Annotated in this window: 13 protein-coding genes; all 13 read right to left on the bottom strand. The window is 52.0% G+C overall.

The window, feature by feature from the left end; genetic code table 11:
* Nucleotides 1–1119 carry an undecaprenyldiphospho-muramoylpentapeptide beta-N-acetylglucosaminyltransferase gene (gene murG, locus KI362_RS01770; protein WP_301624405.1) on the bottom strand — a complete coding sequence of 373 codons (1119 nt, stop codon included), beginning with the start codon at nucleotides 1117–1119 and terminating at the stop codon, nucleotides 1–3.
* A 4-nt stretch (nucleotides 1120–1123) separates the two neighbouring features.
* Nucleotides 1124–2221, bottom strand: coding sequence for a stage V sporulation protein E (gene spoVE / locus KI362_RS01765; protein WP_044479279.1), 1098 nt, complete (start codon nucleotides 2219–2221; stop codon nucleotides 1124–1126).
* Between the two features lie 49 nt (nucleotides 2222–2270).
* The gene (gene murD / locus KI362_RS01760) at nucleotides 2271–3695 is read right to left on the bottom strand and encodes a UDP-N-acetylmuramoyl-L-alanine--D-glutamate ligase (RefSeq protein WP_301624403.1); all 1425 of its coding nucleotides are present in this window, start codon (nucleotides 3693–3695) and stop codon (nucleotides 2271–2273) included.
* A gap of 2 nt (nucleotides 3696–3697) precedes the next feature.
* Nucleotides 3698–4663 (bottom strand): phospho-N-acetylmuramoyl-pentapeptide-transferase, encoded by a 966-nt coding sequence (gene mraY, locus KI362_RS01755; RefSeq protein ID WP_044479281.1) that lies wholly within the window; start codon nucleotides 4661–4663, stop codon nucleotides 3698–3700.
* Nucleotides 4664–4687: 24 nt separating this feature from the next.
* Entirely contained in the window at nucleotides 4688–6097 is a 1410-nt protein-coding gene (locus tag KI362_RS01750) for a UDP-N-acetylmuramoyl-tripeptide--D-alanyl-D-alanine ligase (protein WP_301624402.1), read from the bottom strand.
* Complete coding sequence (locus KI362_RS01745; protein ID WP_301624400.1) at nucleotides 6094–7584, bottom strand: UDP-N-acetylmuramoyl-L-alanyl-D-glutamate--2,6-diaminopimelate ligase; 1491 nt, start codon at nucleotides 7582–7584, stop codon at nucleotides 6094–6096. The genes KI362_RS01750 and KI362_RS01745 overlap by 4 nt, the downstream gene beginning before the upstream one ends.
* A gap of 73 nt (nucleotides 7585–7657) precedes the next feature.
* Nucleotides 7658–9622 carry a stage V sporulation protein D gene (locus tag KI362_RS01740; protein WP_301624399.1) on the bottom strand — a complete coding sequence of 655 codons (1965 nt, stop codon included), beginning with the start codon at nucleotides 9620–9622 and terminating at the stop codon, nucleotides 7658–7660.
* 68 nt (nucleotides 9623–9690) lie between these two features.
* Complete coding sequence (locus KI362_RS01735) at nucleotides 9691–11823, bottom strand: penicillin-binding transpeptidase domain-containing protein (protein WP_301624398.1); 2133 nt, start codon at nucleotides 11821–11823, stop codon at nucleotides 9691–9693.
* A 95-nt stretch (nucleotides 11824–11918) separates the two neighbouring features.
* On the bottom strand, nucleotides 11919–12341 hold the full coding sequence (locus KI362_RS01730) for a hypothetical protein (protein WP_301624396.1): 423 nt from the start codon (nucleotides 12339–12341) through the stop codon (nucleotides 11919–11921).
* A gap of 1 nt (nucleotide 12342) precedes the next feature.
* The gene (rsmH, locus tag KI362_RS01725) at nucleotides 12343–13317 is read right to left on the bottom strand and encodes a 16S rRNA (cytosine(1402)-N(4))-methyltransferase RsmH (RefSeq protein WP_212942168.1); all 975 of its coding nucleotides are present in this window, start codon (nucleotides 13315–13317) and stop codon (nucleotides 12343–12345) included.
* Nucleotides 13318–13383: 66 nt separating this feature from the next.
* Nucleotides 13384–13821, bottom strand: a complete 438-nt coding sequence (mraZ, locus tag KI362_RS01720) for a division/cell wall cluster transcriptional repressor MraZ (protein WP_044479287.1) — start codon at nucleotides 13819–13821, stop codon at nucleotides 13384–13386.
* A gap of 226 nt (nucleotides 13822–14047) precedes the next feature.
* Nucleotides 14048–15316, bottom strand: a complete 1269-nt coding sequence (locus KI362_RS01715) for an adenosylhomocysteinase (RefSeq protein ID WP_301624392.1) — start codon at nucleotides 15314–15316, stop codon at nucleotides 14048–14050.
* A gap of 11 nt (nucleotides 15317–15327) precedes the next feature.
* Entirely contained in the window at nucleotides 15328–16965 is a 1638-nt protein-coding gene (gene bshC, locus KI362_RS01710; protein ID WP_301624390.1) for a bacillithiol biosynthesis cysteine-adding enzyme BshC, read from the bottom strand.
* Between the last annotated feature and the right edge of the window lie 90 nt (nucleotides 16966–17055).

Below are 17055 nucleotides of genomic sequence, written 5' to 3'. Positions count from 1 at the left end.
TTATTTATGCTTGCTCGTGCTTGCCAGTCGTTGCAATTCGGAAACCAGCAGCTGTGCAGAATCAGGCTTGCCCAGCCCCTTCGAAGCTGCAGACATCCCCGCATGACGCTCCGGGCTCTGCATAATGTCCTGAATCGACCGGAACAGTCTCTGTCCGCTGAGCTCCGGCTCCAAAATAACACTTGCGGCACCCGCTTTTTCCAGCATTCTCGCATTTTTCTCTTGATGGTTATTGGTAACGTTCGGGGACGGGATCAGGATCGAAGGCAATCCCAAGGAAGTGATCTCCGCCAAAAAGGAAGCTCCCGCCCGGTTCACAATCAGAGAGGTGGCTGCCAGCACCTCCGGCATATTATGGACGTAAGCCAACACCTTCAAATTGCCGGGCAGCTGTCCCAGCTTGCCGGCAATCGCTTCCCGGGTCGAATCATAATAGCTCTCACCGGTGACATAAACAAAAGAAAGATGGCCCAGCTTCGGCAGCTCCGAAGCCATTTCGACCATCGCCTCATTAATTGCCTTCGCTCCGCGGCTGCCGCCAACCACAAGAACGATCCTGCTGTCATCAGGTAAACCCAGGCTTTTATAGCCCATCCGCTTATCCGCAGTATGTACAACGGTTGCCCGCGGATTTCCTGTATAAATGACCCGTCCGGCCCCGGAAAAAGCAGACTCCGAGCCTTCGAAGCTTACTGCGACGGTAGAAACGTATTTGCTAAGAAACTTGTTGGTTAATCCGGGAACGGCATTCTGTTCATGAATGACAGTTGGTATGCCCAGCTTCGCTGCCGCATACACCACCGGTCCGCAGACATACCCGCCTGTTCCAACCACGACGTCAGGCTTGAATTCCTTTAGCATCTGCTTGGAATTGCGGACCCCTTTCAAGAAAAGCATCACGGTCTTGACATTGTCCACCGAGAGCTTCCGCCGGAACCCGGTAATATCGATTGCCCGGAAGGGCAATCCTGATTTGGGAACGATAGAGCTTTCCAGCCCCCGTTGTCCACCTATATATAGAAATTCTGAAGCGGAATCCTCCGCTGCGCATTGGGCGGCTACTGCAAGAGCGGGATAAATGTGTCCCCCCGTGCCTCCGCCGCTAAGAACGACGCGCATAATCTCACCTCGCATAACGGGATAAATTAAGTAAAATGCCGAGTGCAGTCAGCATCAGGGTCAGTGAGGAGCCCCCATAGCTGATCAGCGGCAGCGTAATTCCGGTAACAGGCATGAGACCGATAACGACGCCTATGTTGATAACAACCTGAACTCCCACCATACCAACAATCCCTACCGCAAGCAAGCTGCCGAACATATCATCGACCGTCATGGCGACCCTCATGCCTCTCCATATTAATATCAAGAAGAGCATCAGGACAAGCAGACCGCCGATAAAGCCCAGTTCTTCAGCCAAAATAGAGAAGATAAAATCCGTCTGCGGCTCCGGCACATAGCTGTATTTCTGCCGGCTCATGCCAAGCCCCAATCCAGCCAGCCCTCCAGGACCAATCGCATAGAGCGATTGTATGATCTGGTAACCTGCCCCGAGCGGGTCGGACCAAGGGTCAAGAAACGCTGTAATTCGCTGCAGCCGGTAAGGGGCCGCCAAGATAAGCCCGACAAAACCGGCAGCCCCCACCGCGGCAAGCCCTGCCAGGTGCCGAATCTTTGCGCCGGCCGTAAAGACGATCAACAGCGAAGCGCCAAGCATCACGGTCCCGGTGCCGAGATCGGGCTGAAGCATGATCAAGCCGAAGGCTAGTCCGATGACGCCAAGCGGCGGCAACAGGCCCTTCGTAAATTGAGTGATTCTGTAGTCTTCTTTACTTAGCCAATAGGACAGGAACAGAATCATGCCCAGCTTCATGAACTCCGAAGGCTGGATGCCAAAGGAACTGATTCCCAACCAGCTTCGGGCTCCTCCGCGGACGACCCCGATTCCCGGAATCAGCACGATCACCAGCAGTGCGAAGCAAACGAGAAGCAAGGGCTTGGCATATTTTTTCAGTACCCGATAATCCAGATTCATCGTAAAGAACATCGCAATCAAGCCTAGCACTGCAAACAATAACTGACGCTTGACAAAGTAGAATGAATCGCCGTAATCATGGAACGCGAGCACCGAGCCCGCACTATACACCATTACAATCCCTATTGTCAGTAAACCGAGTATGCTGGCCAGTAACCAGAAATCCGGTGCCGAGCGGCCCTTGACCATCGTGGATGCCACCTTTTCACATGAAGTAGGGGCTTTTCCACCCCCCTACTTAAAGGGTATGCACCGCCTCTTTAAAAATGCGTCCACGCTCTTCATAGGAAGAGAACATGTCCCAGCTGGCGCAGGCAGGCGAGAGCAGCACGATATCTCCCTCCTCAGCCAGCTCGGCGGCCTGATGAAGCGCAGTGCGAAGCGTGTTGGCGGCACTGTCTTCATTATCGACCAACACCACTTTTGCTAGACCGGCCAACTCTGCAACCTGACCTATTTTCTCTCTGGTCTGCCCGAGGGCCACGACAGCCTTCACCTTATTTTGAAGGGCAGGGAGCAGCTCCATATAATCAGATCCGCGGTCCAGTCCTCCGGCGATCAGGACAATCGGTCCGGACAGCGCATTTAACGCTGTTACCGTAGCCTTCGAATTGGTCGCCTTTGAATTGTTATAGTAAGTGATGCCAGACTTATGGGCTACGAATTCCAATCGATGCTCTACTCCCCGGAATGTCCGCAGCGGTTCAATCAGAGCAGCCGGAGCCGCCCCTGCTGCTACAGACGCGGCGATTGCCGCCAGGGCATTCCCTATGTTGAATCTTCCCGGCAGCATAAGCTCGCTCACATCCATGATGGAATGCTCCGTGCCGTCCTCATCCCGGTAGATGATAGATCTGCTAAGTCCGTCATCTCCTTCTGATACATAGGACGGGCGTACGAATACTCCCGGAACCGTAAGCTCCTCCGTGAGCGAAAAGGGAAGGAGCCGCGCCTTCAGATATGGGACCAGCTGCCGGCAAACCGGATCATCCCAATTGATGACCGCTGTATCCTCCGCCCTCTGGTTCGCAAATAGCTTGGACTTCGAGGTGATGTAATCCTCCATCGTTCCGTGATAGTCGAGATGCGTCTCAGCCACATTCAGCAGCACGGCAACTGCAGGCCGAAATGCTTCAGTTCCTTTTAGCTGGAAGCTGCTAAGCTCAACGACCAGACAATCGTCAGGCTTGGCAGACTCGGCAGCGGCGCAGAGCGGTGTACCGATATTTCCGGCTACGATGGGCTTCATTCCCGCTGCAGCCAACATTTCTCCGATCCAGGTGGTCGTTGTCGTCTTCCCGTTGGAGCCGGTAATCCCGATGATGGGAGCCGCGGTCAAATAGTAGGCGACCTCAACCTCAGTTACAACCTCAATTCCAAGCTCAAGGGCGCGAACCACTGGAGGCGCACTGTACGGAATCCCCGGATTTTTTACCAGCAGCTTCACCTCTGGATGAATCAAGCCATCCGGATGTCCGCCGCATACAACAGAAATGCCCAAAGCTTCCAGCTCGGATGCTTCGGGACTCTCTTCTCTCGCCTTTTTATCATTCACAGTAACAATCGCCCCATATTGATGCAGGGTCTTTGCAACCTGTACGCCGCTCTTCGCTAAACCGAGGACGACAACCTGCCGCCCGCGGTAATCCTCTGGATGATTCATTCCTACAACCCCTTGTTCAAGTAAAGTCCAATGCAAGCCAGCAGGAGGCCGACCGCCCAGAAGGTCACTACGACTCGCCACTCCGACCAACCTGATAATTCAAAATGGTGATGGATCGGGCTCATTTTAAATACCCGTTTGCCTCGGGTCTTGAAGGAAACGACCTGAATCACGACCGAGAGCATTTCTATGACGAAGACGCCGCCAATGATCAGGAAGAGCAGCTCGCTCTTCGTCACGATGGCAATCGCTCCGATGGCTCCGCCGATCCCCAGCGAGCCCGTATCGCCCATAAACACCTTCGCCGGATGCGCATTGAACACTAGAAAGCCGAGCACGGCTCCAATCATGGCTGCGGCGCACACGGCTGCAGGCAATGAGGTAGCCTGCATTGCAATAACAGCATAGGCCCCAAGCGCAATGGCACTCACGCCCGACAGCAAGCCATCCAGACCATCTGTAAAATTAACCGCATTGCTGATTGCCAGCAGCATCACAACAATAAACGGATAATAGAACCAGGGACCCCAGTCAAACGAAATCCCTGTTCCCGGAATGCCAATGGCCGTGCTGTGTCCCTCGGACAGCAGCAGCGCGCAGAGTATCCCCGAAAACAGCAGTTGCCCGAACAGCTTCTGCCGAGCCGTCAACCCGAGTGATCGCTTGAATACAATTTTGATATAATCATCCAGAAAGCCGACCAGGCCGAACCCTAGTGTAGCAATCAGGAGGACGTAAAAATCCGTATTTACAACTGAAAATTTCAGAAAAGCCAAGGTAAACGCCAAAATAATGACGATCCCGCCCATTGTAGGCGTTCCCGCCTTCTTCTGATGACTTTGCGGACCTTCTCCGCGGATTTGCTGGCCAAATTTGAGCCTCCGAAGGAGCGGGATCAGCAAAGGGGCTGAGATGACCGCTAAGATAAACGATACACCGATTGTTAGCAAGATAAGTCCAAAATCCATGGGATCACCCCCCTTTCACCGTAATCATTGAGGAAAAGTGCTTCCTTTGAGCACATCGACGACTTCCTCAAGCTTCATCCCCCGTGAAGCCTTGACCAGCACCACATCATTTCCATGCAGCACCGAGACCAAGCTCTCAATAAGCTCGCTTTTATCATGATATGCAAAAATAGTGTCATGTTTCATCGTTTCCGCTGCGCCCTCTGCGATTTTATCGGAAAGCTTGCCGTATGTAAACAGCAAATCCACTTTATCCGGATGGAGGCAGCGTCCGACTTCCAGATGGTACTCCCCTTCCTCGGGTCCCAGCTCCAGCATATCGCCAAGCACGGCTATCTTTTTTCGGTAACCCTGCTTCTTCTCCAGCACGCCGATGGCAGCCTTCACCGAGGTAGGGCTTGCATTATAGGCATCATTTAAAATGGTAATTCCGCTAGACCCGATAACTGTCTCGATCCGCATTCCGGTAAATTCTGCCTGCTTCAGCCCTGCGGCAATCGCTTGCTCAGCCACGCCGTAATGGCGCGCAATCGATATGGCAGCCAGCGCATTGACGACATTATGCTCGCCGGGCAGATGCAATTCGAACACTTGCTTATCCGGGGCAGGATCCTGACTGGAGGTAAAAGCCGTCTTGCTCTCCGAATACTGAATCATGGTCGGATAGACGTCATTCCCGTCCTTCAAGCCGAAGGTCAGCGTCTTTAACTCCTCCGGTTTCAGGGTATCCGTCTCCTCCAGCACCTCATGCAGGAGCGGCTCGTCGCCATTAAAGACCAGCAGCCCGCCAGGTTTCATACCTGACAGGATTTCCAGCTTGGCGCGCGCAATTTCCTTTCTAGATCCGAGCTGAAGCAAATGGGATTCACCGATATTGGTAATCAGCGCTGTTTCCGGCTCAGCCAGATTGGAGAGCAGCTCGATTTCGCGCCTTCCGCTCATTCCCATCTCCAGCACGGCAATTTCCGTCGATTCAGGCATCGACAGCAATGTCAGCGGAAGACCAATGTGATTGTTAAAATTTCCACTTGTCTTATGCACATGAAAGGTGGTTGCCAATAAAGCAAAGACCAAATCCTTAGTCGTCGTCTTGCCGTTACTGCCGGTTATGCCGATCACCCGGGTCCCGCATTGATTCAAATAGCTCTTGGCCAATTGCTGCAAGGCAAGAAGGGTGTCCTCGACCAACACCGCCGGACCGGGAGCCTCTCCTTTGTCCTTCGCCCACAGTACGGCAGCAGCCCCCGCCGCAAGGCAGTCAGCGGCAAATGCATGTCCGTCAAACCGCTCGCCGGCAAGCGGAACAAACAGGCAGCCAGGCTGGATTTTACGGGAGTCCGTCACAATGCCTTCGATTCTGATGCTTTCGGCAGACGGGGTAGTAACCGCTCCGCCGCTCATGGCTGCAATCTGAGATAATGTCCGAATAATCACTTGTCCATACCCCTTATCGCTTCTTTCGCTACCAGCCGATCATCAAAATCATGAACCTCTTTACCGATAATCTGATAGGTTTCATGGCCTTTGCCCGCAATTAAGACCACATCGGAAGGTCCCGCCATCTCAACCGCCTTCCGAATTGCTTCCCGGCGGTCCGCGATCAATTCATAACGCTCAGGGGACACTTGATCTTCCTTCAGTCCCTGCTCGATATCTTGCAGGATCAGCAGCGGATCCTCTGTCCGCGGGTTGTCGGAGGTGACCATCATATGTCCGGACAACCGGGCCGCAATTTTCCCCATGATCGGACGCTTCGTCCGGTCGCGGTCTCCGCCGCAGCCAAATACGGTAATCACCTTTCCTTCCGCAAATTCATTGACCGTGTTCAGAACGTTTTCCAGGCCATCCGGTGTATGCGCGTAATCAACGATAACCGCAAAAGGCTGGCCTGCATCGACGGCTTCAACCCGTCCTTCCACTCCCTCAACGGCCTCCAGGCTGCGCTTGATCTCAGCTAATGGAATATCCTCCAGAAGGGTAGCAGAGATGGCTGCCAATGCGTTGTACACATTGAATTTACCAACCATACGAAGCTGGATATCACAGCTGCCGCGGAAGGTGTCGACATGGAACGACGTCCCCTTGGCCGTAATCTTGATCTGTGAAGCGCGAACATCCGCAGCTTGCTCCACACCATAAGTAATCGTCTCAACCGCTGTTAGCTTGGCAAAGTAAGCAGAAGCCGGATCATCCGCATTCAGCACCGCATAACTCCGCTCTCCAGCTTCGCCGCCCAGTGTATTGCCAAGCCTTGCAAAAAGCAGCCCTTTAGCGCCCCTGTATTCTTCCATCGATTTATGATAGTCCAAATGGTCCTGGGTGAGATTGGTAAATACAGCCGTACGGAACTTCGTCCCTTTGACCCGGCCCTGATCCAGCGCGTGAGAAGACACCTCCATCACGCAATAGTCGGTATCTGCATCCTTCATTTCACGCAAATATTGCTGTAAATCAAGAGATTCCGGGGTCGTGCCCGACATAGCAAAGGTCTGTCCGCCGTAGCGGCGCTGAATCGTCCCGATCAAGCCTGTATTCCGCCCCTGATCCTGAAGAATGCGTTCAATCAGATAGGTGGTCGTCGTCTTTCCGTTCGTTCCGGTGACCCCGATTACCTTCATGCCGTAGCTGGGGTGACCGAAGAAGACATTCCCAAACACAGCCATCGCCAATCTGCTGTCCTTCACCTTCAATTGCGGCAGGGGGCAATCCTCCAGCCAGCGCTGAACTACCAGTGCAGCCGCCCCGGCCTCCTTAGCCTTACCCGCATAATCATGCCCGTCAACCGTATGGCCAGGCAAGCAGATGAACAGGTCGCCTTGTGTAACCTTGCGGGAATCGACCGCAACCCCGTTCAGTTCTGTATTTTCATTGCCTCTGATCTCAGAAGCCACCATATAAGTCGATAAATCCTTTAGCAGCATACATACCCCTCCGTCTGTTACTTCGAATCGCCACTACATATATTATCACCAAAAATTATGAAGTTCAGGAATTTTATTCACTTTCCATGTCGTCATGATTATGCATGCTCTCGGCATCCGCTTCAGTTCCCATATAAATCCTTATCGTAGAGCCTTTCTCCACCCTGGTTCCAGCCTTTGGAGCCTGATTAATCACAATCGTTCCTGCTCCGGACCTCGCCAGGTTAAAGTTCATATTCATATTCTCATAGATTTCCTGCGTGGAATGTCCAATGAGGTCCGGTACCGTAACAATCGGGATTTCCCCGTATTTATACTTTTTGGTCACTTGCTCCTCCCGTGGAGGAATCTCCATATATTCCAGCGCATCCTTCAGTATATTGCGCACAATCGGAGCCGCCACGACCCCTCCAAACTGGATACCTTGGGGATTATCTACAGCGGTATAGACCACGATCTGCGGATCATCCGCCGGTGCAAAGCCGATGAAGGATACGATATGTTCATTTTGCGAATAGCGTCCATTAATAACCTTCTGCGCCGTACCTGTCTTGCCGCCGACTCGATAGCCATCGATAAAGGCATTGCCGCCGGTACCCTTTGCAACCACGCTCTCCAGCGCTTCACGCACCTGACGGGACGTCTCCTCGGAAATCACCTGTCTCACAAGTTGAGGCTCATTCTCGGACACGACTTCTCCGGTTTCCGGATTCGTCCAAGACTTTGCGACAAAGGGCTGATACAGATTGCCCCCATTAATAGCCGCGGACACGGCTGTAATCTGCTGGATGGGTGTCACAGACACCCCCTGTCCGAAGGAGGTCGTTGCCAGCTCCACCGGCCCGACATTGGCCAGCTTGAACAGAATCCCGTTCTCCTCGCCCCCCAGGTCAATCCCGGTCTTCGTTCCGAAGCCAAAGTCCTTGATATACTGGAACAGTGTCTCCTTGCCCAATCGCTGCCCCAGGGCCACAAACCCCGGGTTGCAGGAGTTCTCGACGACCTGCAGGAAGGTCTGGCTGCCATGCCCGCCTCGCTTCCAGCAGCGCAGGGTGGCTCCGCCTACCTTTGCATAGCCTGGGTCGAAGAACCGCTCATGAAGCAGGTCCACCTTCTTCTCCTCAAGCGCTGCCGCCAGTGTAATAATCTTGAAGGTGGAACCAGGCTCATAGGTCATCCAGATAGGCAGGTTCCTGTTGTAGACCTCGGCATCCACCTCTTGATAAGAAGCTGGGTCATAGCCAGGCCTTGCCGCCATAGCCAGGATTTCACCCGTTTTCGGGTTCATGGCGATCGATAGGGCTGAATTTGCCTGCAATCGCTCCATGGCCTGGTCCAGCTCGCGCTCCACAATGCTTTGGATCGATTTATCGATGGTCAGTGTCAAACTGAGCCCGTCCTTCGGCTCATTGTACTTCTCAGAGGATCCCGGCATTAACCGCCCCCCTGCATCCGACAGATAGGAGACGCTCCCGTTCTTCCCGCTGAGCTCACTATCATACTTGCTCTCGACACCTGTCAGTCCTTGATTGTACCCACCCGTAAATCCAAGAATATGGGCCGCAAGGCCGCCATAAGGGTAGAATCTTTTATTGTCCTCAGCAACAACAATACCCGGAAGAGCCAAATCACGAATTTGCTGCGCTTTATCCATCGTAATTTTGCGTCCGCCGGGTTGCAGCCTGACTATAGATTGTTTCTTCGTTACCGCTTGGAGCACATCGCTTTCGTTCATGCCAAGCAGCGGCGCCAGCAGGTTCGCCGTCTTATCCTTCTCCTTCACTTGAACGGGAATGACCATAACCGTAGGTGTTGTAATGTTGTAAGCCAGCACCTCCCCGTTGCGGTCGCTGATCTCGCCGCGCTTAGCCGAGTAAGGGATATTTCTTCTCCAGGAGTCCTCCGCTTTGGCGGACAGCTCTTCTCCTTCGCCAAGCTGCACATAAGCAAGCCGGATGACTAAGGCTGCAAATAATACACACAGCAGCATCAATAATATGAACAGTCTTCGTCTGACCGTCACTTTCGAAATTCTCATTGTACTAGCCCCCTGTTCCTTCCAGACTCATCACAAGGATATTCAGGACAAACAGGGGATAGAACAAGCTATGGAGAATCGGAAGCGGTATCCTCACCTTCTTCCTCTACGAGATCAGGATCCGGGCTGTTCGGCGGGCTCAGGACCAGATGAACGGTTCTCTTGCCGTCGGTCTCCCTTACCTCTTGAGATACAACGTAGCCCTCACCCTCGATCGTAACAGCAATACCCATCACTGAGAGAAGCTCCAACGCTTCCCGCAAGGATTGGCCGGTAAGCACAGGTATACTTAGCTGCTGCTGGTCTTCAGTCAGAAGATACATCGGTTGTCCTTGCTTAAGTGCGCTCCCGGCTTTCGGGAATTGAGAAACCAGGGATTGGCCATGGCCCAGTGTAGCGTAAGAAATCCCTTTACTCTTCAAGGTATCCTTCGCATTCTGCAGGGACATCCCCGTCAAATCAGGTGTCTTGACGCTGCTGGACTGCGTTTTCTGGCTTCCTGTCTCCGTCCTGTGAGCCTTGTCCTTGGGCACGCCCAAATACTGAAGCGTCTGGCTTGCAATCTTCTGGAATACCGGAGCAGCCGCAGCCCCGCCGCCAAGCTCGGAGTTCTTCGGCTCATCAATCAGAACTATAATGGCGACCTTAGGATCATCCACCGGCGCATAACCGATAAATGAAACTACTTGTTTGGTGTAGTCATATACACCTTTAACGACCTTTACCGCCGTCCCGGTCTTCCCGGCTACACGGTAACCGTCAATATAAGCATGCCGGCCGGTCCCAATCTTCTGGTCCGATACGACCTGTTCCAGATAGCTTCCGACTTCCTCCGCTTTCTCCGAAGTGAGCACTTGCCGGACTTCCTTGACCGAGGTTTTCATCGTTTCACCGGTCTGCGGATCATTAATCGATTTGACGATATGAGGCTCCAGCAGCTTCCCTCCGTTTGCTACGGCAGAAATAGCTGCCAATTGTTGCAGCGGGGTTACGAGCAATTGCCCGTGTCCGTAGGCCATCGCCGCAAAGTCGGCCTGCTGTACCGGCGTTACTTGCCCCTTCGCCTCTCCGGGCAGCTCGATTCCTGTCTTGCTGCCGAAGCCAAAATGATCGACGTATTGCTTCAACATTTCAGGACCGAGCATCTCATATCCCAGCTTGACAAAGGCAACGTTACTCGAGCGCTTAACCCCTTCCAGGTAGCTGATTTCTCCCCAGCCGGCGCGCTTGAGGTCATGGATGGTCTGGCCCGGCACACGGATGCTGCCTGATTTGTAAGTGGCATCCGGATTGAACAGCCCTTCCTGGACAGCCCCCGCCAAAGTAACGATTTTGAAGGTGGATCCGGGTTCATAGACGGATTTGATCGCATGATTGTAGAAATTTTTCTGTTCTACATCCTCCCAGTACGAGTTGGGATTATAATCAGGGAGGTTGGCCATCGCAAGGATCTCCATCGTATTCGGATCAGCTACTATAGCCGTCATACTAATCGGCTGCAGATCGGCAAAGGCCTCCTCCATCGCTTCCTGAACATAATACTGGATCGTATAGTCGATGGTCAGCTGGATGTTCTTTCCGTCCTTCTCCGGCGTATAGATTTCACTGGCCTTCGGAATTTCAATTCCCCGGCCGTCCCTCTTGTACTCTATTGAACCGTTCTGCCCTTTCAGCTCCTCGTCAAAATAAGCTTCCAGTCCGGAGACAGCCTCCCCCTCCCGACTCAAATAGCCAAGCACATGCGACGCCAGATTGTTCTCCGGATAATAGCGCTTCTGTTCCTTGATCAGATAGATTCCGGAGTCCTCCAGTTTATGTTCTTCCTTCAGCTGCTCGCTGAATGCAGCAACCTGATCACGAAGCTCCTGATCGATCTTCCAGCCTTCATTGCGCACCTCGCGCTGGGAATAATATTCGCCATCCTTCTTCGTGGCCGACACAAGCTGCTCCAATTCGGCCTTGTCCTTGCCAAGCAGCTCGTGAAGTCCATTCACCACGTCATCCTGAATGCCGAACTGCTGGATGAGCTTGGGATTGATGGCTACTGTATAAGCCGGGGCATCCACGGCAAGCACATTCCCGTTGCGGTCCGTTATCGTTCCCCGTGAAGCAGGCAGGATCTTCTTCGTGGACCATTGCTGTTCCGCATGCTCCTGCCAGAAGTCAGCCTGAACCACTTGCAGCATAAACACTCTTATCATGATTAAAGCAAAAAAGAGGGTAATACATCCCCCTATCAGCAGTGTGCGCAGCCGTATTCTTTTAAGCATCATAACAACCCCTTTTGGAATCAGAATTATTTACGGGCTGTCGTCATATCCTCCGAAGTACCGCCTGCATCCGTAGTAGCCGGCACTTCAATCTGAAACATATTCATATCCGGCTTCACATAGCCAAGCTTGGCAGCCTCGGAAGGGATGGACTCCTCAAGTCGTTCCTTTTGAACGGTTAACTCTTTCACTTCCAGCGTCATGGTTTGAATTTCCGAATTCATATTGTACAGCTGCCGCTTGATATTGTACAGATTCGCATTTTGCCACAGCAAACCAGCCATGACCGCCACACAAAAAATAACCGTCATGATATAGAGAAGCTTCTCGCGAACGGGCAGCGATGTACGACGGGTGACTACCTTGGTAGTCTCACGATAACGCGGAGATTGATAACTGCGCTCGGCAGCGCGTTCCTTAACCGCCAAGTTTCCTCTTGTATAAGCCATGTTATTTTTCCTCCGCTCTCGTCTCAAGTTTTTCTGCAACACGCAGCTTTGCCGAACGCGCTCTCGCATTCATGTCCAATTCTTCAGGCGAAGCCACAATGGGCTTCCGGTTAATCAACTTCAATTGCCCCTGTCCCCCGCATACACACATCGGGAAATCAGGCGGGCAAGTACATTTCTCAACATAACTCGCCAGGATTTGCTTGCAAATCCGATCTTCAAGTGAATGGAAGGTGATCACCGAAACCCGGCCCCCCGGCGCCAAACAGCGGACTGCCGCATGCAGGCCCTCCTCCAGCGCGCCAAGCTCATCATTAACGGCGATTCTAAGCGCCTGAAAGCTTCGCTTTGCCGGATGTCCTCCGGTTCTTCTTGCTGCTGCCGGAATTCCTTCCTTGATCAGCTCCACAAGCTGTCCGGTGGTCTCAATCGGGGTGTTCGCTCTTGCTTCGCCAATAACGGAAGCGATCCGTCTAGCGAATTTCTCCTCCCCATATTGGAACAATATCCGAGAAATTTCGCGTTCCGGCCATTCATTAACAATCTCACGGGCCGTCAATGCTGCGGATTGGTCCATTCTCATGTCCAGCGGCGCATCCGCATTGTAGCTGAATCCGCGTTCGCCTTCATCAAATTGAGGAGAAGACACGCCGATATCGAACAAGAATCCGTCAACCTGGGGAACCCCGTTCACTTGCGGTACTCCGTCTACTTCTCTTAGCTTCTGTTCAATATATCTGAAATTGCTCTTCACGAGCGTCAGACGCGGATCATCGGGAGCAAGATTTCTTCTTGCATTATCCAGCGCCCAGTCGTCCTGATCAAACGCAATCAGCCTGCCGCCTTCTCCCAGCCGGGACAAAATGACCGAGCTATGCCCGCCGCCTCCTAATGTACAATCGACATAAATGCCATCCGGCTTGATGCGCAGCCCTTCTGTTGCTTCCTTTTTAAGCACCGTGATGTGATGGAACAAGACTTACGCCTCCAGACGTTAAAAACCTATACTTCGTAATCAAAAGTTGACTTATTGAACAACCTCTTACAATTCAAAATTAAAATCCACCAGCTTCTCAGCAATCTCGTTAAAGGTATCCTCGGATTGCTGGAAGTACTGCTGCCATGTTTCCAGGCTCCAGATTTCAACCCGATTCGACACGCCGAGAACAACACAATCCTTCTCCAGCTTGGCGTACTGCCTAAGAGTTCCGGGTAAATTTACCCTTCCCTGTTTATCCCATCCGCATTCGGTGGCCCCGGAGAAAAAGAACCGGGTGAACGCACGCGCATCGGACTTCATTAATGGGAGCGCCTTGAGCTTCTGCTCCATCACTTCCCATTCTGCTTGCGGGTAGACGAACAAGCATTGATCCAAGCCGCGGGTGACGACAAAAGAGGTCCCGAGGAGATCACGAAACTTAGCCGGGATAATAATCCGGCCTTTCTCATCAATGCTATGTTGGAATTCCCCCATAAACATTGTTGTGTCTCACTCCTTACCCCAATTCCCCACTTTGCACCACTTTCCACCACTTGAATAGTAATTATTCGTCATATGAACGTAAATTCCTGCTCAAATTCAAACTTTTTTTCGAAGGAAATTTTATACAGGTCGTAAGCGCCTTCTTCTGAACTCCGAAAAACTAAAAAAAGAGCCGGAGGATTGTCCCTCGGCTCCTTACTATTCAAATCGTTTCCTTGCTAGCTCAGTGCTCCTGCCAGCTGTCCAGATAGCTGATCTGCTCGGAAGTCAGCGAGTCAATGCTCAGGCCCAGACTCTCCAGCTTGAAGCGCGCCACCTGTTCATCCAGCTCATACGGCACATTTACAACTGTTTTTCCGATCTGCTGATATCTATCATTGACGTATTTCAGGGACAGAGCTTGCAGCGCAAAGGTCATATCCATTATCTCGGCAGGATGTCCATCGCCTGCTGCCAGATTCACAAGACGTCCTTCAGCTAGAATGTAGACTTTACGGCCGTCCTTCAGCTGATATTCTTCGATATTGCGGCGAACCGTGCGAATGCTGCTTGAGCGTTCCGCCAGCTCCGGTTTATTCACTTCCACATCGAAATGGCCGGCATTGGACAGAATTGCTCCATCCTTCATGACATCATAATGCTCACCGCGTATGACGTCACGATTCCCGGTTACAGTGACGAAGAAGTCGCCAAGCTTGGCTGCTTCCATCATCGGCATCACGCGGAATCCATCCATATAAGCTTCCACTGCTTTAATTGCATCCACCTCGGTGACGATTACGTTGGCGCCAAGTCCTTTTGCCCGCATCGCAACCCCTTTGCCGCACCAGCCGTAGCCTACAACGACAACCGTCTTCCCTGCGACAACCAGGTTTGTTGTCCGGTTGATCCCGTCCCAGACCGATTGACCTGTACCATAACGGTTATCGAACAAATATTTGCAATAAGCATCGTTAACAGCAACCATTGGAAATTGCAGTTTGCCTTCCTTATCCATTGCCTTCAGCCGCAAGATTCCCGTCGTTGTCTCCTCTGCGCCTCCGCGGATATTTTCCAGCAAATCCTGCCGTTCTGAATGCAGAATCGTTACAAGATCGCCGCCATCATCGATGATGAGGTCGGGCTTTATTTCCAATGCACGGATGAGCAATTGTTTGTATTCGGCTGGCTCCGGATTGTACTTCGCAAATACCGTAATGCCATCCTCGACAAGGGCTGCGCATACATCATCCTGCGTAGACAGCGGGTTGCTTCCTGTAATCGTAACCTCTGCCCCGCCGGCCTGTACTACTTTAGCCAAATAGGCCGTTTTGGCCTCCAGATGCAAAGAAATCGTTACCTTAAGCCCCTTGAAAGGCTGCTCGGCTTCAAATTGCTTGCGGATCCGTCCCAAAACAGGCATGTGAGCCTCTACCCAATCAATCTTCAAATGCCCTTCCGGGGCAAGCTTCATATCCGTAACAATACTATTCCTAACCGCTTCCTGACTCATCCTGAATCCTCCTACAAATAAAGTATCCGATGCGTTCCCGTTACATCATAAGGAATTCCTGCAAGCTCGTCAATCCAGCTCCATCCATATCGATTTAAATAATAAAACGCATTATATGTCCGCTCTTGCAACCTGCCCATCGGAATGACGGATTGCTCGATACGTTCGAAATGTCTGACTCCGGAATCGTTGCTCTTTGCCAAAGCATCCATCGACTTATTGCGGAGATATTCGATTTGTTCAATAATTTTGTCCCGATTAGCTCCGCCCAGCTTGATCAAGCCTGCTTGCACTGTTCCCAGTTGCTCGATCAACGGATTGTACATGGCTTCAAAGGAAGACTTAATCTCCGCAAATCGTTCCTCCAAATGGAGATGATCCTGTTCCTTCAGCCAGGCCTCACGCTTGTCCGAAAGTGAATCCTTATTATTCACATCGTTCCACTCCAGCCCGTACTTCTCCATATTTCTTTGAACTGCCCCGTCGATCATCGTGAAGGATTCCCGGGGAACTAAAACAGGCATCTGGATGCCGAACGCCTGGAAGGCTTTGCCCGTCAACGCCCAATATGCAATCTCTCCAGCACCAAGTACCGTTCCCAAGACCGGCAGCACCGAGTCCTGCATTAACGGACGGGTCAATACATTATTGCTGAATCGTTCGGGATGCGCATGAAGCTCGGCAAGCAATTCATCAGCCGAAAAAGAGCAGGTCCCTTTCCTGTCGGTAAAGACACCCTTCTGCTTGAAGAGCAGCTTCCGTTCCCCTTCATGAACATAGAACAAATTGGCCCCGCCTTCATGAACATCTGCTTGAAGGGAGAATCCCCCGGCTGCAAGCTCCTTCCCCGCACTAAGGTAAGCCTGTTCCAACTCGTCGTTTTGCTTGATCATTCGTTCAAAGACGGGAACTTCCAGCTTTCGCAGATGCGGGTCAGCAGAATCCATCACAATCAGCCCGAATCGGCCAAACAGTGTCCCGATCAGCTTGGCAAAGCATTCTGTCAATGTGCCCGACTGGGAAGCAAGAGTGCGGTATGCATCCAGCAGCCCCGATTTGAATTCTGTATTCTGAAGCAGGTTATCCAATTCATCGGCAATTTGCCCCCAATCCTCCTGCATCACTTTCACCTGGCTGACAGGGGTTCGCTGCTCTGACCTTTTTGCGATCCGAATTCGTTTGATCTGCTGGTCAGCGGATAACAGATAAGTATGATCCACCTCATCCCAGTCATGATCCTCTCCTGCAATCCAGAAGACAGGGACAACGGGATGGGAGAGCTTTTCTTGTGCTTCTTTCGCCGCTTTAATAATCGATAAAGCCTTATAAATTACAAATAACGGTCCCGTCAATAAACCGCTCTGCTGTCCCCCGACGATCACAGCTGTGCCTTCTTGCTCCAGCAGGTCAATGGATGCCATCACTGCTTCATGCGGATTATGTTCTCTATTAAAATCCTTAAGTACTTGAGTCAGCTTGATGCGGTCGAGGCGTCTACCATCGCTCTGCTTAAGCCAATCTATTCTTCTGACCCATTCTTCCCGGCGGGTCAAATCATACTCATAGAAATACCCAACCTTACTATAATGGTGTATCATTGCCTCTGCCAGCGGCTGTGATGAAGGCAACGGTTGTTGTTCGATATTCATGGGGCTCATAATCCTCCTGTAGTTACTAAACTATCTCTCAATATAGCACAAGTAGCGTAAAATCGCGAAGCTGCTCACAACACTTTGGTA

This window comes from Paenibacillus apis, from assembly GCF_018333295.1.
Taxonomy (GTDB): Bacteria; Bacillota; Bacilli; order Paenibacillales; family Paenibacillaceae; genus Fontibacillus; species Fontibacillus antibioticophila.
Note: the sequence above shows the minus strand (reverse complement) of the source record. Positions and strands in the feature narration are given on the sequence as shown.